This window comes from Pseudomonas piscis (genome assembly GCF_009380155.1).
GTDB classification, from domain to species: domain Bacteria; phylum Pseudomonadota; class Gammaproteobacteria; order Pseudomonadales; family Pseudomonadaceae; genus Aquipseudomonas; species Aquipseudomonas piscis.
Map to the genome: position 1 here is coordinate 316,457 of NZ_WHUV01000002.1, position 25,851 is coordinate 342,307.

Below are 25,851 nucleotides of genomic sequence, written 5' to 3' on the forward strand. Positions count from 1 at the left end.
CGACCGCCGGCGGGCGGCCGCGCCACGTTTCAGGCCCTTAGAACCACTGCTTGAAGCGGCGGATGTACAGGGTCTTCATGGTCTGGGCGACCACGCAGTAGCTGAGCAGGGTGCCCACCAGCCAAGGGAAGTACTCCCACGGCAGCGGCACCAGGCCGACCATGCTGCCCAGGGGCGAGAAGGGCACGTAGATCCCCAGCGCCATCACCAGTCCAGTAGCCAGCATCACCGGCAAGGCCGCGGTGCTCTGGATGAACGGGATCTTGCGGGTGCGCAGCATGTGCACCACCAGGGTCTGGGACAGCAGCCCCTCGATGAACCAGCCGGATTGGAACAGCGCCGCCATCTCCACGCTGTTGGCGGCGAACACGTACCACATCAGGGCGAAGGTGGTGATGTCGAAGATCGACGAGGTCGGCCCGATCCAGATCATGAAGCGCCCGATGTTGTTGGCGTCCCACTTGCGCGGCTTGGCCAGGTACTCCTTGTCCATCTTGTCCCAGGGCAGGGCCAGCTGGGAGAAGTCGTACATCAGGTTCTGCAGCAGCAGGTGGATCGCCAGCATCGGCAGGAACGGGATGAAGGCACTGGCCACCAGTACCGAGAACACGTTGCCGAAGTTGGAGCTGGCAGTCATGTTCAGGTACTTCATGATGTTGCCGAAGGTCTCGCGGCCCTTGATCACCCCTTCTTCGAGCACCATCAGGCTCTTTTCCAGGAGGATGATGTCCGCCGATTCCTTGGCGATGTCGGTGCCGCTGTCCACCGAGATGCCGACGTCGGCATCGCGCAGGGCCGGGGCGTCGTTGATCCCGTCGCCGAGGAAGCCCACGGTGTGGCCGTTGGCCTGCAAGGCCTTGAGCACCCGCGACTTCTGCAGCGGGGTCAGCTTGGCGAACACCGTGCGTTCTTCCACCAGCCGGCCCAGGACTTCATCGTCCATGTGCTCGATGTCGCGGCCCAGCAGTGGCTCGCCGGCTTCCAGGCCGACCTCACGGCAGATCTTGGCGGTGACGATAGGGTTGTCGCCGGTCAGTACCTTGACTGCCACGCCGTTGTCGCGCAGGGCGGCGATGGCCGGGCCGGCGGTTTCCTTGGGCGGATCGAGGAAGGTCAGGCAGCCTTCGATCACCAGTTCGCGCTCATCGCTGGCGCTGTACTGGCTGCGGGTCTGGCCTTTGGGCAGCTCCCGGGTGCCCACCAGCAACACGCGAAAGCCGTCACGGTTGTAGCTTTCGGCCAGGGTCAGCAGTTGTGCCCGGCGCTCGGCGTCCAGCGCCACGGTGATGCCGTCCTGGCGCACCCGGGTGGCGGTCTCGAGCATTTCCTCCACCGCGCCCTTGCACACCAGGAGGTGCTGGCCATGGGCGTCAGCGAGGATCACCGACAGGCGCCGGCGCACGAAGTCGAACGGCAATTCATCGATCTTGCGCCAGGCGGCGGGCGGGGTGAAGCGCGGGTTCTCTTCGGCGAAGGCCACCACCGCGCGGTCCATCAGGTTCTTCATGCCGCTCTGGTGGTAGCTGTTGAGCCAGGCCAGTTGCAGTACCTGGTCGCAGCGTTGGCCGTCGATGCCCACGTGGTGCTCGAGGATGATCCGGTCCTGGGTCAGGGTGCCGGTCTTGTCGGTGCAGAGCACGTCCATGGCGCCGAAGTTCTGGATCGCGTTGAGGCGCTTGACCACCACCTTGCGCTTGGCCATGGCCGCGGCGCCCTTGGCCAGGTTGGCGCTGACGATCATCGGCAGCATTTCCGGGGTCAGGCCGACGGCCACCGCCAGGGCGAACATGAAGGCATCGGCCCAGTCGCCCTTGGTGAAGCCGTTGATCAGAAGCACCACCGGCACCATCACCAGCATGAAGCGGATCAGCAGCCAGCTGACACTGTTGACTCCGCGGTCGAAGGCGGTTTGCGAGCGCGAGCCGACGATGGAGCGGGCCAGGGAGCCGAAGTAGGTACGCGCGCCGGTGGCCACCACCACGGCGGTGGCGGTGCCGCTGACCACGTTGGTGCCCATGAAGCAGATGTTGGGCAAATCCAGCAGGTCTTGTTGGTCGGCGGCCTGGGCCTTGGCGGATTTCTCCTGGACGGCGCCCAAGGTGTCGTACTTCTCCACCGGCAAGGCTTCGCCGGTGAGCACCGCCTGGCTGATGAACAGGTCGCGGGATTCGATCAGGCGGATATCGGCGGGGATCATGTCGCCCGCCGAGAGCTGGATGATGTCGCCCACCACCAGTTCGCGCATCGGTACTTCGCGTACCCGGGCCTGCATGCCCATCTGCTCGCGCCGCAGGACCGCGGCGGTGGTGCGGACCATCGCCTTGAGGGCCTCGGCGGCCTTGGCCGAGCGGTGCTCCTGCCAGAAGCGCATCAGGCCGCTGGCCAGGACCATCACCAGGACGATGATGACCCCGGTGAGATCGGTTTCTTCGCCGGCCTGCAGCGGCAGCCAGAAGTCGGTGAAGAAACTGATACCGGTCAGGGTCATCAGCACATAGATGAAGGGGTTGTTGAAGGCTTGCAGCAGCTGCACCAGGGCGTGCGGCGGACGGTCGTGGGCGACCTCGTTGTGGCCGTCCCGTTGCAGGCGGCCTTCGGCGTCCAGTTCGGTGAGGCCGGCGGTGCTGGAGTTGACATTGGCCAGGGTCACGGCCAGGCCGTTCTGGGCTTCACGGGCGGCGCGCATCGACAGCTTGTGCTGGTCGCCGGTGGCGTTGTGGTTGCGGGAAGTTGCGATTTTTACAGTCATGGGTGTGTGCTCCTGCCGCTTGCTGACGGCGCGACACACGAGCTACTCAACTAATCAAAGGCGAGCGAAAGTATGTCGAACCGCAGGTTGGCGATCGATTTTGATCTGGGCGTCTTTCAGGATTTAACGTTCGCTGTCCATGCAATGAAGTTGCATGGGCAGCGAACCTACTACTGGCCTCTTCCATAACTTTCTCCAGCATGTTCATTAACTTGAAGGCGATAGGGTGCCGACAAGTTCCTATATAAGGAATTCGTCTTTGAATAACGAAAGTTATTGGCGCCTGGAACTTAGGTGCGAGCCCCGAGATACCGGCCAAGGATCAAGGCGGACTGGGTGAAGAGCCAGGCCGCGCCCCGACTCTGCGGGTCCTGGCTGTCGTCGAAGCTCCAGCGTTGTTGCAGTTGGCCGCTGGTGGGGCAGACACGCCAGTTGGCCCGCAGGTGCGTGGCGCAGGCAGCTGTGGTGCGAGAGAAAGGCGAGCGGGCCTGGGCCTTGGGCTCAGGGCGCAGCTTGACCCGCATGGTCGCGGCAAAGGCGCGAACACCGGGCATTACAGAGGAAGTGAAGGTCATAACAGTTGCCTCGCGACCGGACTGGCTCCGGAGGAGGCAAGTTACGTAGGAGCGTCAAGCTCTAGCGCAGCTCACCCGACCGTGGAGTCGAGTCCCGTCTTGTTCAGGGTTAAGTGCCTGGCGGTGCCCGAGGGCCGCGACCAGACAGCGTCTAGATACTGTGTCCATTGGCTTCTTTGGTGAGTTGGAAAAAAGGCCGGTTTGACCGGCCCGCGCAATTTACTCAGGGCGCTGGGATGAGTCAAGTTCAAATTGCCCGATAATCAATGTTCGATGATGTTTTTTTCAGCTGAGGTTCAGGCGCGGGATAAGTAACTTGTGAACTTGAACATATGAAGTAGACGGATAATAAAAAGTGCCCATGATCGAAAAGCATCATGGGCACTCAATAGTCGCGAAGTTGCCAGGACCTCAATGGAGCAGGTGCTGGGAAATGTCCTTGTAGGTGGCGCTGTCAGTGGCGGCCATCAATTGCCGGCCATCCTTGAAGGTGCCGATGAAGGTCACCTCGTTTTCCGTGCCCGCGATCAGGTAGCCGGCCAGGGCCCCCACCGGACCCAACAACATGGCGCCGGCCAGGCCGTAGCCCAGGGCGTCGCGGTTGGCCACGGGACTTTCGCTGGCGATTTCCAGGGACTTGAACGCCGATGCCTTGACGTCGACCCCGGCACTGTTGAACACCGTCTTGAGCCTGAAGGTACCGTGCCGGTACTCACCGGTGCCTTGCAGGAAATCACCCGATAAAACCTCGATCTTTGCCATGTTGAATCATCCTTATCCAAGCATAACCAGACAGGCCATTGGGCTCGCCGTCATGGCGAGCGTCAACGGAGTTGCGATGAAGGGCACTACCACCAGTCAGCAGCCCTCGTGCATCCAGCCTCGGCCAGTGCTCCGCTGGCGATGCTGATCCAAGTCAGGGCTGTGAATGTTTGTAGCAGCCAGCCGACCAGTGCCCCGGGGCTTCCGACCAGCGGTGCGGCCAGCGATGGCAGAAGGGGACGAGCGGTATGAAGAGCCAGTGTCCGGCCATTACCTTGCGGTGATTCGTGACGGTTGTATTACCCTGCGTCACTGATTGTCGTCCGCTCTCGGGTCCCTGGAGTCGCCATGCCTCGCTTCGCCGCCAACCTCAGCATGCTCTACCCGCAACACGCCTTTCTCGATCGCTTCGCCGCAGCTGCCGCCGATGGCTTTGCCGGCGTGGAATACCTGTTTCCCTATGAGCATCGCCCTGAGGAACTCAGGCAGCGCCTGGACGACCATGGCCTGCAGCAGGTGCTGTTCAACGCACCACCGGGGGACTGGGCGGCGGGAGAGCGTGGCACGGCCTCGCTGCCCGGACGCGAGCAGGAGTTTCGCGCAGGGTTCGCCCGGGCCCTGGAGTACGCCGCGGTGCTGGGTAATGCACGCATCCATGTGATGGCCGGATTGCTGGCCGACGAAGGCGAGCGGGCCCGGCACCATGGGGTCTACCTGGAGAACCTGGCCCATGCCTGCGCCCGGGCCGCCGAGGTGGGTATCACGGTACTGGTGGAGCCGATCAACACCCGGGACATGCCGGGGTTCTTCCTCACCCGCCAGGACCAGGCCCAGGCCATCTGCCGCGAAGTAGGGGCCGACAACCTCAAGGTGCAGTTCGACTGCTACCACTGCCAGATCGTCGAGGGTGACGTGGCCACCAAGCTGCGCCGCGACCTGGCGGGCATCGGCCATATCCAGGTCGCCGGGGTGCCGGAGCGCCATGAACCGGATCAGGGCGAGTTGCATTACCCCTACCTGTTCCAGTGGCTGGATGAGCTGGGTTACGCCGGCTGGGTCGGTTGCGAGTACCGGCCCCGGGGCGACACCAGCGCCGGCCTGCAATGGCTGCGGGACTGGCAGGCGCGTTGATGCGATGGCCCCGGGCTAGGGGCAGAAGGGGCAGTACAGGTTGTCCAGGAAGTCATCGCTGTGGATGTTCGCGTCCAGGACCTGCACCACCACCGGGCCGTGGCGCGGGCACTCCAGCACTTGCCCGGCGCCGCTGCGGGCGGGCTGTTCTGCGCTGAACTCGTTGCAGCCGCACCAGGGGCACTTTTGCAGGGGCTGTTCGTGCTGCCCGAGGATCGCCAGTGTCCAGCCGCAGCCGGTGCAGTTCAGGCGGTGAAGGGCGCGGGCAGGGGTGAAGGTGGGCATCGATGGTTCCTTGGCAGGGTACTCAGGCGTGGTTCAGCAGCCGTTTGAGCAGGCGGGTCAGCGGTTCCCGGGCCTTGCAGCTCTTGAACGGCGAAGGGATATGTCGCAAGAAGTGCTGCCAGGGATACCCCCCCGGATCGCGCCGGGTAGACAGCAGGTAATCGTGCAGGGCCAGGGCCGACTCCCGGTGGTAGGCCCACAGCAACTGGCCCCTGTATGGCACGCCGTAATAAGCCTCGGTTGGCCAGTTCAGTACATGCCTGGCCTGGTAATCGCAGTGCGGGCAACTGACTGATCCATGGTCCAGGCTGTGCTGGCGGTAGCCGTGGCGCGGTTGTCGCCATTGCTCGGCGCGATAGCCCTCGGGCAGCGGTCCCAGGCTCTGCAACGGGTCGCCATGCAGGCCGGGATAGTACAGGGCGTAGTGGCGGTAGTGGCCGCAGCTGTCTTGGGGGCGCCAGTATTCCAGCAACGGATGGGCCTGGAACCAGGGCACGTCGACCTTGCGCTCGATACTCACCGCCACCAGGAATTCGAAGTCGGCCTGGCCTGCGCATTGGGGGCAGGCCAGTGCCAGTTGGTGGGGCATGGGGTGGTACTGATAGAGGCCGGTCATGCTCGGTTCAATCGGTCGATGTGCGTGGGCGGTCGATCTTCCAGCGCTGCTTGAGCCGTTGCAAGCTGCCATCGCGCTCCATCGCCTCAAGGGCCTGCTGCCAGCGGGCGACCTGAGCCGGGTCGACCTTGGGCGAGAAGGCGATATAGGCATCCTGGTGCATCAGCGGGATCTGGTAGCGCAGCTGTTCCAGCCCCATGCCTTGCTCGGCGGCGAAGGTGCCGACGCTCATGGTGTCGGCGACCACGTACTGCACGCGGCCGATCTGCAACAGGCGCATCATGATTTCCGGGCTGTCCACGCCCCACAGGTTGGTCAGGCCCTGTTGCCGGAGGAAGCTGTAGACCAGCCACTTGCGCGGCACGGCGATCTGGCCCTGGGTCTGCTGCAGGTCGGCCACTGGCATGGTGTCGCTGCTGCGGCTGTAGAGCGCGGTCTCGGTCTGCATCAAAGGCCCGACCCACTGGTAGTGGGTTTCGCGCTCGGCGGTGCGCAGGATGGTGAACACCGCAGTATCGGCTTCCTCGCTGGCATCGCGCAGGGCCCGCAGCATCGGCCGTTGCTGGATCTGGACAGGGTCGCCGCTGCGTTGCGCCAGGGCCTGCACCACATCGACGCCGAAACCTGCCATGTGCTCGCCCTGCTGGAAGTGCAGCGGTGGGTGGTTGTCGGTCAGCATGCGCAGCGGCTCTGCGCTGGCCGCAAGGCTCAACAGGGACAGCATGGCTCCCAGCACCCAGTTCATCGCACACCTTGAGCACAAAAGAGCAGAGCTTAGTACGCGAGGATGCGGGCTGTCGCAGAAAATCCCAGGTATTTCCAGCTCTCGCGCCATCTGCCGGGGCGCCGGGGACAAGCCTGCACGCCAGCGTCGCCAGCGCTCGTGCCCCAGGAGTATGCTGCGCGCCATTTGCACCATGGACGCTAACCGATGCCCCGATCCTCGTTCACCTCCCTGCGGGCCGCAGGGCTGTTGTGCCTGGCCCTGGCCTGTGCCCCGACCGCCCAGGCTGCGGGCCTGGCTTGCGCCAAGGCCGCCACCGCCAGCGAAAAGGCGATTTGCGCCGATTCCTACACCTTGCAACTGGATAGCCAACTGGCCAGCGCCTGGACCACGGCCCTGGCCCAGTCCAGGGAGCCCAAGGCCCTGCGCCAGGCCCAACGCCAGTGGCTCAAGGAGCGCGATGACTGCCAGGCCAACCTGGCCTGCCTGCGCGGCACCTACCAGAGTCGCCTGCTGGAGCTGCCCTTTGTGAATGTGCCGTTCGCCTGGCAGGGCACCTGGCAGCGGGTGTCCACCAGCCCTTACTTCGCCGGTGAGCTGTTCATTCGCCGCCTGGCCCAGGACCGCCTGGATTTCGAGATCTCCGGCATGGGCGGCGCCAACTCCGGGGCCTTGCAGGGCGAGGCGCGGATCCGGGGCAATGAGGCGCACTATGCGGTGGAGGGTTGCAGTCTGGTTTTTCGCGCCCGCGATGGCCTGCTGGAGGTGGACCAGGAAGGCGAGTCCTATGCCTGCGGGGCGGGTAGCGGGGTGAACTACAGTGGCCGCTACGTGGCCTCCAAGCGTGAACTGAAACCGCATTACGATCTGCTGAGCACGGCGCTGGTGCATACCGAGGAGGAAGATCGCCAGGCCCGCCAACTGCTGGGCGCGGACTACCAGACCCTGCTCGATAGCGGCTCTGTGTTCATCGAGCAGCATTCGGCCGAGCTGCCAGACGCCCAGGTCACCCAGATGTGGCTGCGCGGGGTGGCGAACACCAATGCCGCGATCTTCCTGCGTGGGCCGCAGGGCCAGCTGTGGACCGCCATGCTGGTGGTGCAGGGGCCTGCGGACGAGGTACGGGTGCGCTACTACAGCAACGTGCCGGAGTGGAAGCACAGCCTGCCGGACGTGGTGCAGGCGTGGTACGAAGAACGCACCAAGGGCAAGCGTCTGGCGCTGGACATGATGCCCTGAACCCGGCGCCCTGGAATTTACGCGCGGGGATGCTGAAGCCTGCTCGCGCAACTGCTAGAGTCTCGCCCCTGGCAGGCGGGGACACCCGGTCCTGGCGGACAAATTCCAGCGGTTGGTGACGCGAAGCCCGCGAGAGCGTCTACGACTTGTGCAAGTGACACTGCCGCCGCCGTCATCGGCGCCTGGCACATTTGAAATTGGGAGAATCTGTATGGTCATCAAACCCCGCGTTCGCGGCTTTATCTGTGTGACGACCCACCCGGTCGGCTGTGAGGCCAACGTCAAGCAACAGATCGATTACGTCACCCAGCAGGGCGCCATCGACGCAGGGCCGAAGAACGTACTGGTCCTCGGCGCTTCCACCGGCTACGGCCTGGCTGCGCGGATCACTGCAGCCTTCGGCTGTGGCGCCAATACCCTGGGCGTGTTCTTCGAGCGCGGCAGCGTCGACGGCAAGCTGGGCACCGCCGGCTGGTACAACAGCGCGGCGTTCCACAAGTTCGCCGAAGAAAAGGGCCTGTACGCCAAGAGCATCAACGGCGACGCCTTCTCCGATGCGGTCAAGGCCGAAACCATCGAGACCATCAAGCGCGACCTGGGCAAGATCGACCTGGTGGTCTACAGCCTGGCCGCCCCGCGCCGCACCCACCCCAAGACCGGTGAAGTGCTGAGCTCGACCCTCAAGCCCCTGGGCAAGTCCGTGACCCTGCGCGGTGTCGACACCGACAAGGAAATCGTCAAGGAAACCACCCTGCAGCCTGCGACCCAGGAAGAGATCGACGGCACCGTGGCGGTCATGGGTGGCGAAGACTGGCAGATGTGGATCGATGCCCTGCACGAAGCCGGCGTCCTGGCCGAAGGCGCCAAGACCACCGCCTTCACCTACCTGGGCGAGAAGCTGACCCACGACATCTACTGGAACGGCTCCATCGGCGAAGCCAAGAAGGACCTGGACCAGAAGGTCATCGGCATTCGCAAGGAACTCTCGGACCTGGGCGGCGATGCCCGGGTATCGGTGCTCAAGGCCGTGGTGACCCAGGCCAGCTCGGCGATCCCGATCATGCCGCTGTACCTGTCGCTGCTGTTCAAGGTGATGAAGGAGCAGGGCAGCCACGAAGGTTGCATCGAGCAGGTCTACGGCCTGTACAAGGACAGCCTGTACAACCCGAACCCGATCATCGACGAAGAAGGCCGCCTGCGCGCCGACTACAAGGAGCTGCAACCTGAGGTCCAGGACCGTGTGAAGCAGCTGTGGGACGAAGTCACCAGCGACAACCTGTACCAGCTGACCGACTTCGCCGGCTACAAGCAGGAGTTCCTGCGCCTGTTCGGTTTCGAGATCGACGGTGTCGACTACGAAGCCGATGTCGATCCGGACGTGAAGATCGACAAGCTGGTCCAGCTGTAACCGCACTGCCCGCGTGACCCAACGCCCCTCCATCGTGAGGGGCGTTGTCGTTCATGGCTCAGGCCAGCTTCACGTTCATGGTGATCTGCGCGGTGAACACCGCTTGCTCCTGGTCATCGAAGGCCGTCACCGCCACCACCTTGTCCCCGGCGCTGGACCAGTCCACCGCGCTGCCGTCGGCCACTGCCCGGATATCGCCCTTGGCCTTGGCCAGGTAGGCCACGGTCATGCCCTTGGGAATCCACCGCGCACCGGCGGGAATCGACACATCGGTCATGACCCCGGCCGCCAGTTCGGCGGCATTGCACAGGGCGATGGCGTGCACCGTACCCAGGTGGTTGGTGATTTCCCGGCGAAACGGTACCCGCACCTGACAGTGGCCAGCCTGCAACTCATCGATCAAGGGCGTGATGCTGGAGAAGTAGGGCGCCATCTGGCAGGCCATCTGGGTGAATTTTTCCGCCCCGGCGGCGTTGAACATGCTGAGAACCTGGCTCATGGAAATGCCTCGCTGTGGTAGGGGAGCAGGGTTTACAGAATAATATTCTGTAAAAGAACAATATTCGGTAAAAAGAAAACCTGTCAAGCTATGGGCCTTGGCAGGCCGTTGAAAAACGTCGGCGAGGCAGTCAGCGCAAGGCAAAACAGGCGAAAAAGCGCAATTTACGAGTGCTAAATGAGCACTTTGACCGGGCGCGCACCAGCTTGTTTTCAACGCAGCGATGGCAACGCAGGTAGTTTTTAAACGGCCTGTTAGGCTCGTGCCTGCCCCATCCATTGACCCTGCAAGGAGCCAGATCCCCCATGCCGGATACCGATCTGCTGGAACGCTGCTACCCGGGCCGCCGCGCCGAACTCAAGCGCAACATCCTCCAGCAGGCCCTGGGCTGCTTCAACCGGCTGGGCCTGGAGGCCACCACCATCGAGATGATTCGTGCCGAATGCGAGACCAGCGTCGGCGCCATCTATCACCATTTCACTAACAAGGAAGGCCTGGTCGCCGCGTTGTTCTTCACCGCCCTGGACGACCAGGCGCAATTGCGCGACAGCTACCTGGCCCAGGCGCAGACCCTGGAGCAGGGCGTCCAGGCCCTGGTGCACAGCTATGTGGATTGGGTCGACGCCCAGCCGGAGTGGGCGCGGTTCCAGTTCCATGCACGCTTTGCCGTGACCCGTGGGCCCTTCAGTGAGGAGTTGGCCGAGCGCAACCGCACGCGCAACCGCAGCTTGCTGGAGTGGCTCAAGGCGCGTTCGGCGTCGGACGCTTTGCCGGCCATCCCGGCCGAACTGCTACCGTCGTTGATCATCGGCCAGGCCGAAAGCTATTGCCGGGCCTGGTTGTCCGGGCGGGTCCAGGGGCGTCCCCGCGAGTACCGCGAGCACTTGGCCGCCGCGGCCTGGCGCTCCATCGCCAGCCTGTAGCAGGCGCAAGTGCGCAAGATTGTTCAAGCCAGGACCGGCAGCGGCTGGCACAGTCCGGGTCCATCATTTGCGTGCGGGGTTCCATGTCCAGCGTTCTTCTACCGCGCGCCGCCTTCATCCGCGGCGCCATTGCCATCGTGCCCCTGTCCCTGGCCACCGCGCCCTGGGGCTTGCTGGCCGGCTCCATGGCCATCGAGGCCAATCTTTCGCCGTTGCAGGCCCAGGGCCTGTCGGGCATCGTGTTCGCCGGTGCCGCGCAGCTGGTGGCCATCGGCATGCTCAAGGGCGGGGCGGGGATCTTCTCGATCCTGCTGACCACCTTGCTGCTCACCTCCCAGCACCTGCTGTATGGCATGAGCATGCGGTCGGTGATCGCGCCGTTGCCGGGGCGCTGGCGCCTGGGCCTGGGCTTTCTGCTCACCGACGAGCTGTTCGCCCTCACCAGCGCCCACGACAAGCAGCAGTTCGACCGCTGGTATGCCCTGGGCGTGGGCCTGACCTTCTACGTGGCCTGGAACCTGTTCACCCTGCTGGGCATCGTGCTCGGCAAGAGCATTCCGGGGCTTGAGCACCTGGGGCTGGACTTCTCCATCGCCGCCACCTTCATCGCCTTGATCACCCCCCTGGTGCGCAATGTACCGACCGTGGTCTGCGTCGCGGTGTCGTTGTTCTGCTCGGTGCTGTTGAGCTACTGGCAGTGGGGCTCGGCCCTGGTGATTTCGGGCCTGGCGGGCATGACCGCGGGTTTTGTCTGCAACAAGCTGTATCGGGGGCGCGCATGATGGTCTGGGCAGTGATTTTCGGCATGGGCCTGCTGGTCTTCCTCAACCGCTACGTGTTCCTCGAACCGCGCCTGCCGCTGCGCCTGAGCAGCAATGCGCGGCAGTTCCTCGGTTTCGCCGTGCCGGGCATGCTCACCGCGATCTGCGGGCCGATCGTGTTCATGCCCGAGCACCAGTTGAACCTGCGGCTGGACAATCCCTACCTGCTCAGCTCCCTGGTGGCCATCGTGCTGGTGATCTACACCCGCAACACCTTGCTCAGCATGCTGTTGAGCATGGGTTTCTTTTTTCTCTTGCGCTGGTGGCTGTAGCGGCCGATTGCGGTAGCCTGGGCACCTTTGGGCCCAGGCGGCCCACCAACCGCAACGGAAGCACTGGATGAGCGAATTTCCCCATGACATCGACCTGGACCAGTTCTGGGGCCAGGATGATCCCGCCAAGCGCCTGCCACCTCCCAGCGACCAGCTGATCGCCGAACTGCAAGAGGAACTGGGCTACCGCTTCCCCGATTCCTATGTGGCCTTCATGCGCCTGCGCAATGGCGGGCGGCCCGAGCTCACCTGTTTCCCGGTGGAGCAGGGCACCTCCTGGGCCGAGGATCATTGTGCGATCGACTCGTTCCTGGCCATCTCCCGCGAGGGTGGCGACAGTCTGGGCGGACCCTCCGGCAGCCGTTTCATGATCGAGGACTGGGGCTATCCGGACCTGGGGATCTACATCTGCGACTGCCCGTCCGCCGGGCACGACATGGTGGCCCTGGACTACAGCGAGTGCGGGCCGCAAGGTGAGCCGCGAGTGGTGCACGTGGACCAGGAGGGCGACTACGAGGTGACCGTCCTGGCCCCGGACTTCGAGACCTTCGTCCGTGGCCTGGTGTCTTGGGAGGTCTACGACACCTCCGAGCAGGACTACCTGGATGACCTGGACAAGGTGGCCAACGCCGAGTTCTCGCCGATGCTGGCCGAGCTGCTGGAACACTTCGCCCAGGTGCCGGACCTGGGCCCGCGCATCCGCCACATCGCCCTGGGCATCGTCCAGGACAAGCGCTACTTCGCCCTGCATGCCGACCCGTTGTCGCAACTGCTGTACGACCTGCAGTTCTGGCTGTACCAGGAACGCCACGGGGTCATCGGCAAGCAGCAGTACCTGCAGGACTACCGCGAGATGATCGCCTTCGCCAAGGGCTTCGGCAGCGGTGGCTACGCCCCTGACTTCATCAACGACTGGTGGCGGGCAAGGATGGCCGGCGGCCAGTTGCTCCAGGTCGGTGGTGGTTTTGCCTTCAGCGCCGAATACCGCCAGCACCTGCTCGCGCAGCTGGCTGGCTTTCCCGCCACCCCCCTTGATCTCCAGGAGCAACCATGAGCGAGGCCTCGATCCGCATCACCGGCGAGCAGACCCTCTCCGACAACTGGTATGTGCTGAAGAAATACAGCTTCGAGCTGCGCCGCCGCGACGGCAGTTGGCAGGCCCAGACCCGCGAGGTCTATGACCGTGGCAACGGCGCCACCATCTTGCTGTACAACCTGGAGCGGCGCACGGTGCTGCTGACCCGGCAGTTCCGCATGCCGGCCTATGTCAACGATCACGACGGCTATCTGATCGAGACCGCCGCCGGGCTGCTGGACAACGCCAGCCCCGAGGTGCGCATCCGCCAGGAAGCCGAGGAGGAAACCGGCTACCGGGTCGGCGAGGTGCAGAAGGTCTTCGACGCCTTCATGAGCCCCGGCTCGGTGACCGAGCGCGTGCATTTCTTCATCGCCCGCTATCAGGCCGAGGACCGGATCGACGATGGCGGCGGCCTGGAGCACGAAGGCGAGGACATCGAGGTCCTGGAACTGGATATCGACCAGGCCCTGGGCATGATCCACAGCGGGGAAATCGCCGACGGCAAGACCATCATGCTCCTGCAGTACTTGCAATTGCATGTGCTCAAGCCCCGCAGCCTGATGGTGCTGGTGGCCGGCCCTTACCGTTCCGGCACCGGTGACGACCCGGCGCTGCTGGCGCGCAACGTCGAGGCCATGGAGCAGTGTGCGGCGCAGGTGCTGGCCGCCGGGCATTTTCCGCTGCTGGGGGAGTGGGTGGCCCTGCCCATGACGCGCCTGGCCGGCTCCACGGCAGTGGGCGATGAAATCTACCAAGCGCGGTTCCATGCCTACGCCGAACGCCTGTTGCAGCGCTGCGACGCGGTATTGCGGATCGGCGGACCATCGACCGGCTGCGACGCCATGCTCGAGCAGGCCCGACGCCAGGGCCTGGCCATCTACCACGGGGTCGAACAGTTGCCGGTGCTCGCCGTCGAGCGCAACTGAGCCCCCGGCTGCCCCTCCATCGCGCCAGCGGCGCCCGGGTTCGCCCGGGCGTGCCGCCGGCCTCTGTCCATTCGTGCAACGCCAGGGGCGCGGCGCCTGCCAGCCCCGCGGAAAAATACTGTCTATCGTCTATAGGCAAGCGGGAGCTTCGTCGAACGCCGCGCGGGAGCCGCAGGGACGCGCCGGTCGATCTGTCGTCATGGCACCTGGAGCACTATGGAAAACCACGGTCCTGTTCTGCCCCAAGGGTTCAGCCCCTCCAACCAGGCGTTGACCCGGGTCACCTTGCTCAGCTGCTGCGGGCTGTTGCTGGCGCTGTTCCTGTTCACCACGGCGCTCCTGGTGTTCATCGCCCTGGAGCAGAACCGCAGCGCCGAGCAACACAACCGCCAGGATATCGACAAGGCCCTGCAAACCCTGGCCAGTAACACCCGCACCACCATCAAGGACTACGCGTTGTGGGGCGATGCCTACCGGAACCTGCACCTGACGGTGGATATCGACTGGGCCTTCACCCGGCAGAACTTCGGCTCCAGCCTGTATCGCGACCTGGGCTTCGACGGCGTCTTCGTGATCGGCCCTGCCGGCACCACCCGCTATGCCCTGGTGGCCGGCCAGCTGGCCGCGATGGACGCCGGCGACTGGCTGGGGGCGCAACTCGCGCCGTTGGTGGCCCAGGCGCGCCAGACCCCGGCCGGGCATCCGGTCAGCCGCTACCTGTCCATCGGTGGTACGCCGGCCCTGGTGGCCGCCGATGTGCTGGGCACTGGCGGCGATCCCCAGGTTCGCGCCGACAACGGGCCGCAGTCGGTGCTGGTGTTCGTTGCCCGGCTCAACCCGCCGCGCTTGTTGGCCATGGGCCGTGGGCTGGAGATCGAGCAACTGCGGGTGGCCGGCGCCGCGCTCCCTGGGAACCAGCCCCGGCTGGCCTTGCCCGACGCCGCCGGGTTCTTGCAGTGGCAGCCGGCCCGCCCCGGCCATCAGTTGCTGGTGGTGGTGATGCCGCTGTTGTTGCTGGTCGGGCTGCTGGTGGGATTGCTGGCAATGTTCCTGCTGCGCCGGACCGCCCTGGCAGCCCAAGTCATGGACCGGCAGATGCACGAGCTGCAGGCCGGTCGCGCGGCCCTGGCGGCCAGCGAGGCGCGCTTTCGCGATGTGGCCGAGGCGGCCTCCGACTGGATCTGGGAAGTCGATGGGCAACTGCGCCTGACCTACCTGTCCGAGCGTTTCCAGACGGTCACCGGGTTGTCCCGCGATGCGACCCTGGGCCAACCCCTGGATACCTTGCTCAGCAGCGAGCAGGGGTCGCTGTCGCAATGGCTGGCGGCACCCGGACAGTCCGCGCGGACGGTGCTGCAATGCACCTACCTGGACGGCAGCCGGCAGCCGCGGATCTGCCGCCTGTCGTTGCGCGCCTTGGCCGAAGGCGGGTTTCGCGGCACCGCCAGCGACATCACCGAGGAAGTCGCGGCCCGCCGGCGCATCGAATACCTGTCCCAGCACGACACCCTCACCGGGCTGGCCAACCGGGCGCGGATGCAAGAGTTCCTCGAGGGCAAGCTGTTGGTGTCGCCATCCTTGCAGGAGCCGCTGCTGATGCTCAGCGTCGACCTCGATCGCTTCAAGCCGGTGAACGACCTGCTGGGCCATGGCGCCGGCGACCAGGTGCTGCACGAGGTGTCCCGGCGCCTGAGTCGTTGCCTGCGCAGCGAGGACCTGGTGGCCCGGGTCGGTGGCGACGAGTTCGTGCTGGTGGTGCCGGGGCATGTGGCCCAGGTGGAGATCGAGGGCCTGTGCCGGCGGGTGATCGAGCATATCGAGGCGCCGTTCTACGTGGCCGGCCACGAAGTGTTCATCAGCGCCAGCATCGGCATCGCCCGGGCCCCGGCGGATGCCACCCAGGCCGATGAATTGCTGCGCCTGGCCGATATCGCCCTCTACGAGGCCAAGGCCGCCGGGCGCAGCACCTGGCGTTTCTATGCGGCGCAGATGAACGCGCGGATCATCGAGCGCCGGCGCCTGGAGCAGGACTTGCGCCAAGCCATCGACCAGGGCCAGTTGCAGCTGCAGTTCCTGCCGCGCTACCGCCTGGCGGACCATCGGCTGGTGGGCGCCGAGGCATTGGTGCGCTGGGCCCATCCCCGGCACGGGCTGCTGGGGCCGGAAGTGTTCGTACCCATCGCCGAAGACAGCGGACTGATCCTGCCGCTGAGCAACTGGGTGTTGCAGGCGGCCTGCCAGGCGGCGCTGGACTGGCCGCAAGAGCTGCCGGTGGCGGTCAAGGTGTCGTCCGCGGAATTCCAGCGGGCCAGGCTGGTGGCGCGGGTCAAGGCGGCGCTGGAGCACAGCGGCCTGGCTGCGGGGCGCCTGGAACTGGAACTGAGCGACAAGCTGCTGCTGGACGACCGGCGCCAGGTGCTGGACATCATGCGTGGGCTCAAGACCTTGGGCGTGGGCCTGTTGATGGATGATTTCGGCACCGGCTACTGGGCCTTGCAGCATCTGCAGAGCCTGCCCCTGGATGGCTTGAAGATCGACCGCAGCTTCGTCGCGGGCCTGGCGGGCAACGCTGCCGGGCGGTCGATCGTCCAGGCGATCGTCGACCTGGGCCACGCCTTGTCGTTGCGGGTGGTCGCCGAAGGCGTGCAGGACCAGCAACAGTTCCAGGCCCTGCGCGATATCGGCTGCGATGAAGTGCAGGGGCTCTACCTGGCCGGGCCGCTCTTGAACCAGAACCTGCTGGACCTCTTCGCCGGGCTGCCGGCCAGCGTCGACCCGGCCCATTGACGGCGCGCTACGGCAGTTGCAACTGCTGTGCGGCAGGCGCCTGCAGGTCGCGCTCGGGGATTTCCCAGACGATCAGCCGCGGCGGTGTCTGCTTGAACGCCGGGCTGGCGAAGTAGGCATTGGCGGCCCCGGCGAACTCGCCGCCGTCCTTGGCGAAGTTGCCCAGGGGCGCGCCGAGGGCGAGCTGGAGGAACCCGGCAAAGTTCGAGTGACGAGAAAACGAGGTGCCGATCAGCACGCTGTTGGGGAGGTTGGCGTCCCCCAGCAGGTCATCCAGGCTTTGCTCGGCCGCGCTCGGGGTGGCCTGGCTCTGGCTGATCCGGCTGGCGGCAACCCACTGTCGGGGTGGTTGCAGGCGTTGTGGCAGCCAGTCGATGCCCGCCAGCCGCACCAGGTCCCCGGGTTGCGGGGCAGGGGCTGTCTGTTCGAGAACGAAGGCCGCCGCCGGTGTCGGTTGCACCGGCATGGCGCGCACCGTTTGGGCGATGGCTTGGGCAGCGGCCTGGGCGCCGCTCTCGCTCCAGTGGGTGTCGGTCCGCAGGAAGGCGTCGCTGCCCAGGGGCGCCAGGGCAGGGGTCAGGTCCAGGGTCCGGACGCCGGCCTGCCGCAGCCGGTCGAGCCAGGCGCGGGTACGCATTTGCAGGGCCGGCGCCCGGGGCAGGCCGCAAAGCTGGTCGGCGGCGATGCGGCTCTTGTCCGGAACCACCGCCACCAGCAGCTCGATGCCGCGTTCTTGCAGGCGCCTTTGCAGTTCGAGCACGCCCCGGACCTTGCTCGCGGCATTGGCCTGGGCATTGGGGTACAAACGCAATTCGTCGCTGAGGAACAACCAGCCGGGGCAGCCCTGGCGTACCCGGGGCCCGAGGTCGCCGAGCAGCAGCCAGCTGCCGCCGCGTTCCAGCTCGGCCGCTTGGCGGGCCAGGGGCGCCTCCTGCAATTGCTTGGCGAAGCGCCGGGTGAGTTCGCCGTGCAGCAGCATGTCGCGGTCCACGTGCTGGGGGAGGAAACTGACCGGCCCCTTTAACATCAGCCACAGGCAGGAGAACAATCCGGCGGTCAGGAACAGGGCCAGGACCCAGCCGGCCAATGGGCTGGCTCGCAGGTCCAGGGCACTGGGCGCGACAGGGGCGATGGAGGACGAGGCGGCTGGCTGCTTCATCAGAATTGGAAGTACAGGAAGGGCACGGCATCGCGGCTGGCGATCAGGCTGATCGCCAGCAGGAAGCCGGCCACGGGCCAAAGGGCGGCCGCCAGCAGGAACCACCTGCGGTCGGCGTATCGGGCATGCACATGTGGTTGCACCAGCGGCGCGAGGATGCCGGCCAGGCCCAGCAGGGCCGCCACGCCGTGGGCCGGCCGCAGTGTCGCGGCCAGGGCGTCGCCCAGGGCCAGGCCGTGCCGGCCGAACTGGCCGGCGTACATGTCCAGGGCGCTGGCGAAGTCCGGTGCGCGGAACAGCGTCCAGGCCAGGCAGACGAACAGCAGCGTCGCGCAGTGGCTGGTCCAGCGCGGCAGGCTAGGCAACCGCGAGCGCGACCAGGCGCGATCGACGCAGAGCGCCACGCCATGGGCCGATCCCCAGAGCAGGTAGTTCCAGCTGTCGCCGCCGTGCCACAGGCCGGCGATGGCCATGGTCAGGAACAGGTTGCGGTAGGTCTTCCAGGTACCCTTGCGGTTGCCGCCCAGGGCTATGTACAGGTAGTCGCGCAGCCAACTGGACAGCGACAGGTGCCAGCGCCGCCAGAAGTCCTGGATGCTGTAGGCCAGGTACGGGCGGTTGAAGTTCTCCGGGAAGTGGAAACCCAGCATCAGCCCCAGGCCGATGGCCATGGCGCTGTAGCCGGCGAAGTCGAAGAACAGTTGCAGCGAATAGGCCAGGCAGCCGATCCAGGCGTCGACGAAGGACGGCCGATCGAGGTGGAAGGCCAGGTCCACCAGGGGCGACAGGGTGTCGGCCACCAGTACCTTCATGCACAGGCCGATCATGAAGCGCCGGGCGCCCAGGGCGAAGTTCTGCGCGGTGAAGTAGCGCTGCGCAAGCTCCCGGCGTACCCAGTCGTAGCGGATGATCGGGCCCGCGATGGAGTGGCCGAACATCGAGAGGTAGGTGGCGTAGTTGACCAGGCTGCGTTCCACCGGCACCACATGGCGATGGACGTCCACCAGGTAGGAAATGGCCTGCAGCACGATGAACGACAAGCCCGCCGGCAGCGCCACCTTCTGCCACTCCATGGGCAGCGCGCCGTAGTGGCTGAGTAACTGGTTGAAGGTGGCGGCGAGGATGTTGGCGTACTTGTACCAGCACAGCACCAGGGTGTTGATCAGGATCAGCGCCGCCAGCAGTCGCAGGCGCCGTCGCGAGCCGTCGTCAGTGTGCGCCAGCAGCAGGCCGCCGCCCCAGGCCAGCACCGTCAAGGCCATGTGCAGCAACAGGAACAACGGGCTCAGCCAGCCATAGAACAGCCAACTGCCGACCAGCAGCACCAGGTTGCGCCAGGCTGGCCGGGCCAGGGCGTAGACCAGCAGGAACGCCGGCAGGAACAGGGTCAGGAACTCGAGCGAGGCGAAGACCATGATTGGCGCTTATCCGCTCAGTGGGCCGAGCTGTCGGTGACCGCCAGCAGCCTCGGTCCGGCGGTGGAGGGCAGCAATAGCAGGCTGTAGCGCTGGCCGGCCTGCAGGGCGCCCAACTGCACCACCGGGCCGCTGTCCCGGCCATCGCAGTTGAGCTGTACCGCCAGTTCGCCACGGGGGTTGAGTTCCTGGCGCCGGGGGTTGCCCGGGGCGGCCTTCTGGAACAGGTCCAGGTCGCGCCCGGCCAGGTTGATCCGGGGCGCCAGGCAGCTTGGGTCGGCATTGAACAGCGCCAGCGAGGCCTTGAGTTGATTGGGCAGCTCGAAGGTCTCGTTGATCGCCAGTTGGCGGATACCCTGGCCAGCCGCCAGGGCGAACACTGTGGTGAAGTCCCCGGCCGCCACTTCGATCTCCAGCGCAGATTGCTGGCCGTCACGGCTGAGCAGGCCCTTGAGCGGCTGGCCGCCCGGCACCGCGATAAAGGCGCTGACCGGTTCGGCGGCGCTCAGTACCAGGGCCGTGCCCGTACCCTCGGGGGTCAGTGTCAACGGCGTGTCGGCGACGTTGACCAGGCGCAGGTAGGCCGAGTCCCGGGCCGGGCCGGTGGGGTACAGGGCGATCGGTCCGGCGCTGGCATCCAGGCCCAGGAACAGCGCCGCCAGGGCAACGCAACAGCGCAGCGAAGGGTTCATGGCTGGTTCCCCTTGACCGCCTGGGCCGGCAGCTGGCTCATGGCCCCGCCTATGGCATTGGCCCAGGCCTTGTAGCCGGCGATGGTGAAGTGCTGGCCGTCGGAGGTGACCCACTGGCCCGGCTTGGAGAAACGGGTGGAGTCGATGTAGGTGCAGGGCGCGACCATGTTGGCCAGGGTGGCGGCCACCAACTGCGTACGCACCTGGTTCTTGCTGTACTGGTTTTCATGGATATCGCCGCCGTTGGCCTTGCCCCAGGCCGGGCCGACCCACACGCATTTGGCGCCGCTGGCGGCTATCTGCCGGGTCAGGGCGGTGACGCTCTGGTAGGCCCAGACCTTGGGAAACGGCGTGCTCTTGTAGGACGCCAGGGTGTCGCCAATGATCAGCACCACCAGGTCCGGCCGGTCCTTGGCGATCACCTCCTTGATCGGTTGGGTGTCCATGGTCCCGCGGGTGTGGATCACGATCTTGCCGCCCGGGTCGCGGGTCGCGCCGCAGTCCAGCTTGAGCTTGGGAACCATCCAGTCCTCGGCGTTGGCGCCACAGGCGCCGATGGCATGCACCTGGGCGCCCTGGCGGGTCAGCTCGTCATACAGGGGATTCATCAGCGAATCGGGAAAACTCATGTGGCTTTCACCGATCACCAGCAGGGTCAGTCCAGCCAATACGGAAGATGCCATCGATCATGCCTCGTTGAATCAATAGGAATTCGAATAGGGGGAGCCGAACGGACTGACCGGCAGGCTCATTGGCCCGGTCATGTCCTCGAAGGTGTATCGCAGGTACAGGCCTGCGGCGAACTGGCGGTAGTCGCTGGCGTTGTCCAGGCCCAGGCTGGCGCCCAGGAAGAACCGCGAGCCGAACTTGTACTCGCCGGCGGCGTTGAGGCTGTAGCCCAGGCCGGTCTTGCTGCTGCCGGAGTAGCGCGACAGCCCGACGGCATCGGCGTTGCCCTGCAGGTCCCGGTGCCCGGGGAAGATCGGCGCACCATCCTGGCCGATGTGCTGGACCCCCAGTGAACCGCGCAACCGGTAGGTGAAGCGTTCGGTACGCTGGGCCCAACTGACCGGTACGCCGAGGGCGAAGAAGGTCTGCGGGCTGAAGTAGCCACCGTGGCCGTAGGTGTAGAAACCCTGGTTTTCCCCGTAGCGCAGGGCCGATCCGCTCAAGCCCAGGGTGAGGATGCGGTCCTCGGCGTTCTGCAGGTACCAGTAGATGCCGCTGCCCAGTTCCAGGCGATCGTTGGACTCGACGTTGTTGCCCAGCAGCTTGTGGGCCGAGGCATAGCCATAGGCGCCCATGCGCTGGTCGTCGTAGCTCAGTTCGCCGCGCACGCCGTTGGCGGTGACACCGCCCCAGCGCTTGCCGCTGCGCGGGTCGCGCGAGCCGGCGAAGGAGGTCAGGCTGTCGATCACCGGGCGCCGTGACAGGCTCACGCCGTAGCGATAGTCCGGGTCGGCCGCGAACGGCCGGTTCAGGCTGATCCCGCCGATCGCCGTGCTGTAGGTGAACCCCAGGGGGCTGACTCCGGCATCGGCCTTAAGGCCCAGGTCGCGGTCCTGGTAGGCAAGGGCGAAGCCAACCCCGCTGTCTTTTTGCGAACCCACCGGAGCCAGGGTGCTGGTACCGAAGCGGGCCGCCGCGTCGCCCTTGGGGCTGCCGGCGTACAGGGTCACCGGAGTCACCCGCAAGGCCAGGCTGGCACTGCTGTCGTCCAGGGGCAGGGAAAGCTCGAAGGGCGCCTCGATATCCAGCAACCGGCCCAGGCCCTTCTCGCTGTTGTTGGCCCGTACCGTCAGGCCCTGCACCGCGTAGCCGGTGCTTTCGGCGGCCAGTTGATCAAGCTCACGGCGCGCCGGGCTCGGGCTGTCGGCCCAGGCCGGTTCTGGTCCCTGGGTATCATCGTCCCGGGCATAGGGATCGACCTGGCCGGCGCTGTCGGCCACGCCCCGGCCTTGTCCCGGATCCACCAGCGGCGGGAACCCCGAGTCGGGCCCTGGGTGCCTGCGCCGGCCCTGGGGCACCGCTGGCGGCACCAGCTCGGCACTGGCCAGGGTAGTGGCCTCGCGGCGTTGGCCGGGCAGGCCGACGAAGGGATTGAACGGCCTGGGCCGGGCGGCGGGACGCAGCACCAGGCGCTCGGTTCGTTGGCTGTCCTCGATGGCCACCGCCTTGCGCAGCAGCCTGCTGGCTTCGGCGCTGTTGCCCAGGCGACGGTAGATCCGCGCGCCCTGGGTCAGCACCTGGGGATCCTCGGGTTCCAGCTCCAGGGCCCTGGCGACGGATTTTTCCGCGGTGCCACGGTCCCGGCCCTTGAGTGCGATATCCGCCAGGCCCAGGTGCAGGCGGGCGTTGCGCGGGTCGCCCTGGAGTAATGGGGCGTAGAGCTGGCGGGCTTTTTCCGGGTTGCCACTGGCGGCGTACATCTGCGCCAGGGAGGTCACGCCCGGGGCTGCGGCGGGGCGTTCGGCCAGGGCCGGGGAGAGCACGTCGTAGGCCGCCACCAGGTCGTTGCGCTCGCGCAGCGCGTCGGCCTGCCTGACCCGGTACAGGTACAGCAGGTCGGCATGCTGCTGGCGGCTGTCCTCGTCCATGGGCTGGTCTTGCCAGTGCCGCAGGATGTCGCCAGCCTCGGCGTCCTGGCCGGCCTTGAGCAGCACCCCGGCATACAGCAGTTGCGACTGGGCGTCAGTGGCGGGGGAGCGTTCCAGCAACTGGCGCATCAGGCCGATGCCGTGCTGCGGATCGCCGGCTTCGGCGTAGGCCGCGGCCAGCACCGCCACGCGGGTGGGCTTGTCGCGGGTCAGCGGGGCGCTGTCGTCCAGCAGGGCCCAGGCTTCCTGGCGCTGGCCACGGCGGGCCATGTCCACTGCCTGCTCGGTCTGGATATGCAGGCGGATATCCAGGTCCAGTTCATTCATATCGTCGCTGCGCCGGCCCGCCGGAACCTGTTCCAGGCTGCGCCGGGCCTTGCGCCATTCGCCCAGTTCGGCCGACAGCAGGGTGCTGGCGTAGAGCGCGTCGGCCTGGCCGGGCTGGCGCTTGAGGGCCTGCTCCATCAGGTCGCGGGCGGCCTGGGCCTGGCCGCTGCGCAGCAGGACCCGGGCCAGGGCGAAGCGGGTCCAGGCATTGTCCGGATCGTCGGCCAGGGCCTGCTGGTAGGCCTTGCGGGCACCCGCCAGGTCGCCCCGGCGTTCGGCCAGCTTGGCCACCTGGGTCGCACGCAGGGCGCGAATGTGCACGCTGGGCGCCAGGCGCGCCTGTTGCGCCGGGCCCAGGCCGTCGATCAGGCGCAGTGCTTCTTCGGCACGCCCGGCCTGGGACAACAGGTTGACCAGGCCGCCCAGGGCATCGGGGTAATCCGGCTTGCGGGCCAGGACCTCGCGATAGCCGGCCTCGGCTTCGCGCCGCTGGCCCATGCGCGCCTGCAATCCGGCCAGGGCCGTGGGGCCTGCCGGTTCCAGGGGATTGCGAGCAAGGGCCTGGTCGATGGCCGCCCGGGCCTCGGTGTAGCGCCCGGCCCGCTGTTCTTGCTCGGCGCGGGCCAGCAGGCGCCAGTAGCGCACGTCCTCCAGGGCGCTTCGCCATTGACCGCCGCCGGGGGCCTGGGTCGCCCGTTGCAGGTAGTCCTGGGCTTCGTCCAGGCGCTTCTGTTGCTGGCGCAGGATGCCCATGCCGCCCAGGGCGTCGTAGTCGTTGGGTTGCACCAGCAGGCGCGCCTGGAAAGCTTGCTCGGCGCCGGCCAGGTTGCCGTTGTCCAGGGCCTGGAGGCCCCGGGCCACCTGTGGGTCGCGGCGCCAGCCGGAGCCGCTGCGACCCTGGGCGATGCCCTTGTTCATCAGGTTGCGGATTTCCTGGTCGTCGGGGTGGGCCTCCAGGTATTGGCGGAACAGCGATACCTGGTCCCGCGATGGCGGGCCGAGCCATTGCAAGGCGAAGCGCCAGGTCTGGTCGGCATTGCCGCCGATGTCCGGGTTGTGCGAGAGCCGGGCCAGGGCCCGGATGCCTTCCGGCCGGCTGTCCGGGTTGCGTGCCAGGTGCAGGGCCAGGAACAAGGCCAGGATCGAGTCGTCCGGGCGTTCGCGCTGCAGACGCTCCAGGCCGACACGAGCCGCGGGCCAGCCACCGCTGGCGAAACCCAGGGTGTTGTAGTACTCGCGGGCGATCAGGCCCTGGGGTTGGCGTCCGCCCAGCAGTTGGCGGTAGACCTGCACGGCTTCGTCACGCTGCTCGGCATCGCTCAGTTCGCGGGCTTGTTCCAGCAACTGCTGCTGGGATTGCGGGCTCAGGGCGATGTCCTGTTGCAGTTGCAAGGCCTGGCGCGGCATCGGCGTGAGCGCTTGCAGCCGGGTCAGGTAGGCCTGGGCCTCGGCCATGCGCTTGCGCTGCAGGCTGATCAGGCCCAGGCCGTACAGGGCGTCGGGTTGTTCCGGAGCCAGGTTGAGCAGCTTGTTCCAGGCTTCGGCGGCCCGCTCGGGGTGCTCCTTGGCCTGCCAGTAGTAACCCTGCTGGATCAGCAGCGCCTCGGGGCCGCCGGCCTGGTCGGCGAGGACCCAGGTGCAGCCCAGCAGGGTCCAAGTGGCCAGGACTAGCCTTGGCTTGCGCATGCGGCCTCCCATGGCAGCCCGAGGGTGCCGTCCTGGTTGAAGTGGTAGCGTTTTTCGCTGAAGCCCAGGGAAAACAGGCTGAGCATCAGGTGGTAGTACTGGTGCTGCTGGTGGGCCGGGTTGGCCGGGTCGCGGTAGTTGGCGATGGCCTGGTCGACGATGCGCTGCTGCTGCTCGGCCAGCAACGGCTGGCCCTTGGCGCGAAAGTACGGCACCAGGGCGGCGGAGAATCCGTAGGGTCCGAGGCCTTCGGTACGGCCGCTGAGGACCTCGACCTTCTCCGGCGGGGTGCCACTGGAGGCCGTGGCGCGGGCCATGCCATCCAGGTGCTGGAGCAGCTTTGCGGCCAGGGGATCGCTGGCTGGGGTCAGGCCGGCCCAGAGATAGACGCGGATCGCATCGTAGCTGCCGACCTGGTTGCTGAAAGGGTCGACGACGAAGAGTCCCCGGTCCAGGTCGGTGGCTCTGTAGGCCACCCAGTCCGGGACGAAACCGTAGCGGTTCATGTCCTTGTCGGCGACCATCGCCAGGGTGTTCTCGGCCACTTCGCGCCAGGGGCCGCCGGGGCCTTCGCGGGTGAAACGCCGCAGCAGCGGCAGCGGCAGGTAGCTGGCGTTGAAGCGCCACAGCTGGTCCGGGTGCTCGAAGCCCACCGGCCCCGGCAGCAGCATCCGGCCCAGGCCGGGAATCGGCTTGACCAGGGTCTTCTCGACATTGGCCAGCAGTTGGCGGGCCGCGTTGCGATAGTCCGGCTTGTGCCACAGGCGATCGGCCTCCAGCAGGGCGAAGGCGAACCACAGGTCGGCGTCGCTGGCCGAGTTCTGGTCGAGGATGCCCCAGGTGCCATCAGGCCTGGCGCCCCACAGCCAGCCGGGCAGGTTGTGGGCCGGATCGCTGCCGGCCAGGTTGTCGCGGGTCCAGCGCCACAGGCGTTCGAAGCTCTCGGGGTCATTGGCCACCAGGGCGAAGAACATGCCGTAGGACTGCCCCTCGGAACTGCTCTGGTTGGGGTCCATGCTGGAGCCGAGCATGCGCCCGTCGGCCTGGACAAAACGCTGGGCGTAGTCCTGCCACAGGGGCCAGGTCCGGGTCGGGCAGGTGTCGGCCTGGGCCATGCCCGGCACGGCCAGCGCGAGGGCCACGGCCAAGTGCGGCGCAGCCAGGGCCCGCGCCTGCCGGC

22 protein-coding genes are annotated in these 25,851 nt (G+C 66.5%); 9 read left to right on the forward strand and 13 right to left on the reverse strand.

What is annotated here, in order from left to right:
- Positions 1–37: 37 nt before the first annotated feature.
- From mgtA to GDH07_RS11545, 3 genes are all read right to left on the reverse strand, one after another.
- Entirely contained in the window at positions 38–2,749 is a 2,712-nt protein-coding gene (gene mgtA, locus GDH07_RS11535; protein ID WP_022644065.1) for a magnesium-translocating P-type ATPase, read from the reverse strand.
- A 290-nt stretch (positions 2,750–3,039) separates the two neighbouring features.
- Positions 3,040–3,324: a hypothetical protein gene (locus tag GDH07_RS11540; protein WP_152897605.1), complete on the reverse strand. Its 285-nt coding sequence runs from the start codon at positions 3,322–3,324 to the stop codon at positions 3,040–3,042.
- Between the two features lie 411 nt (positions 3,325–3,735).
- Complete coding sequence (locus GDH07_RS11545) at positions 3,736–4,086, reverse strand: hypothetical protein (RefSeq protein ID WP_022644067.1); 351 nt, start codon at positions 4,084–4,086, stop codon at positions 3,736–3,738.
- A gap of 348 nt (positions 4,087–4,434) precedes the next feature.
- Here GDH07_RS11545 and otnI point away from each other — a divergent pair, with 348 nt between their 5' ends.
- Entirely contained in the window at positions 4,435–5,217 is a 783-nt protein-coding gene (gene otnI, locus GDH07_RS11550) for a 2-oxo-tetronate isomerase (protein WP_103324268.1), read from the forward strand.
- A 15-nt stretch (positions 5,218–5,232) separates the two neighbouring features.
- Here the strand turns inward: otnI and GDH07_RS11555 are convergent, their stop codons facing one another.
- Genes GDH07_RS11555 through GDH07_RS11565 form a run of 3 tightly spaced genes read right to left on the reverse strand, consistent with a single transcriptional unit; the run spans position 5,233 to position 6,863 of the window.
- Positions 5,233–5,502: a zinc ribbon-containing protein gene (locus GDH07_RS11555; protein WP_022644069.1), complete on the reverse strand. Its 270-nt coding sequence runs from the start codon at positions 5,500–5,502 to the stop codon at positions 5,233–5,235.
- A 22-nt stretch (positions 5,503–5,524) separates the two neighbouring features.
- The gene (locus tag GDH07_RS11560) at positions 5,525–6,118 is read right to left on the reverse strand and encodes a hypothetical protein (RefSeq protein WP_152897606.1); all 594 of its coding nucleotides are present in this window, start codon (positions 6,116–6,118) and stop codon (positions 5,525–5,527) included.
- 7 nt (positions 6,119–6,125) lie between these two features.
- Positions 6,126–6,863, reverse strand: coding sequence for a substrate-binding periplasmic protein (locus tag GDH07_RS11565; protein ID WP_152897607.1), 738 nt, complete (start codon positions 6,861–6,863; stop codon positions 6,126–6,128).
- A gap of 186 nt (positions 6,864–7,049) precedes the next feature.
- On the opposite strand from GDH07_RS11565, the gene GDH07_RS11570 reads away from it, so the two are divergent.
- Positions 7,050–8,081: a lysozyme inhibitor LprI family protein gene (locus tag GDH07_RS11570; RefSeq protein WP_152897608.1), complete on the forward strand. Its 1,032-nt coding sequence runs from the start codon at positions 7,050–7,052 to the stop codon at positions 8,079–8,081.
- A 211-nt stretch (positions 8,082–8,292) separates the two neighbouring features.
- The gene (gene fabV, locus GDH07_RS11575) at positions 8,293–9,489 is read left to right on the forward strand and encodes an enoyl-ACP reductase FabV (protein WP_022644073.1); all 1,197 of its coding nucleotides are present in this window, start codon (positions 8,293–8,295) and stop codon (positions 9,487–9,489) included.
- A gap of 58 nt (positions 9,490–9,547) precedes the next feature.
- On the opposite strand, the gene GDH07_RS11580 is transcribed toward fabV, so the two are convergent.
- Complete coding sequence (locus GDH07_RS11580; protein ID WP_022644074.1) at positions 9,548–9,988, reverse strand: hotdog fold domain-containing protein; 441 nt, start codon at positions 9,986–9,988, stop codon at positions 9,548–9,550.
- Between the two features lie 305 nt (positions 9,989–10,293).
- Here GDH07_RS11580 and GDH07_RS11585 point away from each other — a divergent pair, with 305 nt between their 5' ends.
- From GDH07_RS11585 to GDH07_RS11610, 6 genes are all read left to right on the forward strand, one after another.
- Positions 10,294–10,911, forward strand: coding sequence for a TetR/AcrR family transcriptional regulator (locus GDH07_RS11585; RefSeq protein ID WP_152897609.1), 618 nt, complete (start codon positions 10,294–10,296; stop codon positions 10,909–10,911).
- Between the two features lie 83 nt (positions 10,912–10,994).
- Entirely contained in the window at positions 10,995–11,693 is a 699-nt protein-coding gene (locus tag GDH07_RS11590) for an AzlC family ABC transporter permease (RefSeq protein ID WP_022644076.1), read from the forward strand.
- On the forward strand, positions 11,693–12,004 hold the full coding sequence (locus GDH07_RS11595) for an AzlD domain-containing protein (RefSeq protein WP_164485051.1): 312 nt from the start codon (positions 11,693–11,695) through the stop codon (positions 12,002–12,004). Before GDH07_RS11590 ends, GDH07_RS11595 begins: the two co-directional genes overlap by 1 nt.
- Before the next feature lie 67 nt (positions 12,005–12,071).
- On the forward strand, positions 12,072–13,058 hold the full coding sequence (locus tag GDH07_RS11600) for an SMI1/KNR4 family protein (RefSeq protein ID WP_152897610.1): 987 nt from the start codon (positions 12,072–12,074) through the stop codon (positions 13,056–13,058).
- Positions 13,055–14,008, forward strand: a complete 954-nt coding sequence (gene nudK, locus GDH07_RS11605; RefSeq protein WP_152897611.1) for a GDP-mannose pyrophosphatase NudK — start codon at positions 13,055–13,057, stop codon at positions 14,006–14,008. The genes GDH07_RS11600 and nudK overlap by 4 nt, the downstream gene beginning before the upstream one ends.
- Before the next feature lie 216 nt (positions 14,009–14,224).
- A complete protein-coding gene (locus GDH07_RS11610; RefSeq protein ID WP_152897612.1) occupies positions 14,225–16,795 on the forward strand; it encodes a bifunctional diguanylate cyclase/phosphodiesterase in 2,571 nt (856 codons plus the stop codon).
- Positions 16,796–16,802: 7 nt separating this feature from the next.
- Here GDH07_RS11610 and GDH07_RS11615 read toward each other — a convergent pair whose 3' ends face one another.
- Genes GDH07_RS11615 through bcsZ form a run of 6 tightly spaced genes read right to left on the reverse strand, consistent with a single transcriptional unit; the run spans position 16,803 to position 25,786 of the window.
- Positions 16,803–17,954 (reverse strand): alginate O-acetyltransferase AlgX-related protein, encoded by a 1,152-nt coding sequence (locus GDH07_RS11615; RefSeq protein WP_152897613.1) that lies wholly within the window; start codon positions 17,952–17,954, stop codon positions 16,803–16,805.
- Positions 17,954–19,369, reverse strand: coding sequence for an MBOAT family O-acyltransferase (locus tag GDH07_RS11620; RefSeq protein ID WP_152897614.1), 1,416 nt, complete (start codon positions 19,367–19,369; stop codon positions 17,954–17,956). Before GDH07_RS11620 ends, GDH07_RS11615 begins: the two co-directional genes overlap by 1 nt.
- A 17-nt stretch (positions 19,370–19,386) precedes the next feature.
- Positions 19,387–20,061, reverse strand: a complete 675-nt coding sequence (locus tag GDH07_RS11625; protein ID WP_152897615.1) for a cell division protein FtsQ — start codon at positions 20,059–20,061, stop codon at positions 19,387–19,389.
- On the reverse strand, positions 20,058–20,744 hold the full coding sequence (locus tag GDH07_RS11630) for an SGNH/GDSL hydrolase family protein (RefSeq protein WP_152897616.1): 687 nt from the start codon (positions 20,742–20,744) through the stop codon (positions 20,058–20,060). The genes GDH07_RS11625 and GDH07_RS11630 overlap by 4 nt, the downstream gene beginning before the upstream one ends.
- An 18-nt stretch (positions 20,745–20,762) precedes the next feature.
- Complete coding sequence (locus GDH07_RS11635) at positions 20,763–24,671, reverse strand: cellulose biosynthesis protein BcsC (protein ID WP_152897617.1); 3,909 nt, start codon at positions 24,669–24,671, stop codon at positions 20,763–20,765.
- Complete coding sequence (gene bcsZ / locus GDH07_RS11640; protein WP_246195967.1) at positions 24,653–25,786, reverse strand: cellulose synthase complex periplasmic endoglucanase BcsZ; 1,134 nt, start codon at positions 25,784–25,786, stop codon at positions 24,653–24,655. The genes GDH07_RS11635 and bcsZ overlap by 19 nt, the downstream gene beginning before the upstream one ends.
- Positions 25,787–25,851 lie beyond the last annotated feature (65 nt).

What these genes read in the sequence shown, in the direction of transcription:
- GDH07_RS11590 (WP_022644076.1), top strand. Translation starts at nt 10,995, where the DNA reads ATGTCCAGCGTTCTTCTACCGCGCGCCGCCTTCATCCGCGGCGCCATT.
- otnI (WP_103324268.1), top strand. Translation starts at nt 4,435, where the DNA reads ATGCCTCGCTTCGCCGCCAACCTCAGCATGCTCTACCCGCAACACGCC.
- GDH07_RS11615 (WP_152897613.1), bottom strand. Translation starts at nt 17,954, where the DNA reads ATGAAGCAGCCAGCCGCCTCGTCCTCCATCGCCCCTGTCGCGCCCAGT.
- GDH07_RS11555 (WP_022644069.1), bottom strand. Translation starts at nt 5,502, where the DNA reads ATGCCCACCTTCACCCCTGCCCGCGCCCTTCACCGCCTGAACTGCACC.
- fabV (WP_022644073.1), top strand. Translation starts at nt 8,293, where the DNA reads ATGGTCATCAAACCCCGCGTTCGCGGCTTTATCTGTGTGACGACCCAC.
- GDH07_RS11560 (WP_152897606.1), bottom strand. Translation starts at nt 6,118, where the DNA reads ATGACCGGCCTCTATCAGTACCACCCCATGCCCCACCAACTGGCACTG.
- GDH07_RS11620 (WP_152897614.1), bottom strand. Translation starts at nt 19,369, where the DNA reads ATGGTCTTCGCCTCGCTCGAGTTCCTGACCCTGTTCCTGCCGGCGTTC.
- GDH07_RS11580 (WP_022644074.1), bottom strand. Translation starts at nt 9,988, where the DNA reads ATGAGCCAGGTTCTCAGCATGTTCAACGCCGCCGGGGCGGAAAAATTC.
- GDH07_RS11570 (WP_152897608.1), top strand. Translation starts at nt 7,050, where the DNA reads ATGCCCCGATCCTCGTTCACCTCCCTGCGGGCCGCAGGGCTGTTGTGC.
- GDH07_RS11540 (WP_152897605.1), bottom strand. Translation starts at nt 3,324, where the DNA reads ATGACCTTCACTTCCTCTGTAATGCCCGGTGTTCGCGCCTTTGCCGCG.
- GDH07_RS11545 (WP_022644067.1), bottom strand. Translation starts at nt 4,086, where the DNA reads ATGGCAAAGATCGAGGTTTTATCGGGTGATTTCCTGCAAGGCACCGGT.
- bcsZ (WP_246195967.1), bottom strand. Translation starts at nt 25,786, where the DNA reads ATGGCCCAGGCCGACACCTGCCCGACCCGGACCTGGCCCCTGTGGCAG.
- nudK (WP_152897611.1), top strand. Translation starts at nt 13,055, where the DNA reads ATGAGCGAGGCCTCGATCCGCATCACCGGCGAGCAGACCCTCTCCGAC.
- GDH07_RS11630 (WP_152897616.1), bottom strand. Translation starts at nt 20,744, where the DNA reads ATGGCATCTTCCGTATTGGCTGGACTGACCCTGCTGGTGATCGGTGAA.
- GDH07_RS11635 (WP_152897617.1), bottom strand. Translation starts at nt 24,671, where the DNA reads ATGCGCAAGCCAAGGCTAGTCCTGGCCACTTGGACCCTGCTGGGCTGC.
- GDH07_RS11585 (WP_152897609.1), top strand. Translation starts at nt 10,294, where the DNA reads ATGCCGGATACCGATCTGCTGGAACGCTGCTACCCGGGCCGCCGCGCC.
- GDH07_RS11595 (WP_164485051.1), top strand. Translation starts at nt 11,693, where the DNA reads ATGGTCTGGGCAGTGATTTTCGGCATGGGCCTGCTGGTCTTCCTCAAC.
- GDH07_RS11625 (WP_152897615.1), bottom strand. Translation starts at nt 20,061, where the DNA reads ATGAACCCTTCGCTGCGCTGTTGCGTTGCCCTGGCGGCGCTGTTCCTG.
- GDH07_RS11610 (WP_152897612.1), top strand. Translation starts at nt 14,225, where the DNA reads ATGGAAAACCACGGTCCTGTTCTGCCCCAAGGGTTCAGCCCCTCCAAC.
- GDH07_RS11600 (WP_152897610.1), top strand. Translation starts at nt 12,072, where the DNA reads ATGAGCGAATTTCCCCATGACATCGACCTGGACCAGTTCTGGGGCCAG.
- GDH07_RS11565 (WP_152897607.1), bottom strand. Translation starts at nt 6,863, where the DNA reads ATGAACTGGGTGCTGGGAGCCATGCTGTCCCTGTTGAGCCTTGCGGCC.
- mgtA (WP_022644065.1), bottom strand. Translation starts at nt 2,749, where the DNA reads ATGACTGTAAAAATCGCAACTTCCCGCAACCACAACGCCACCGGCGAC.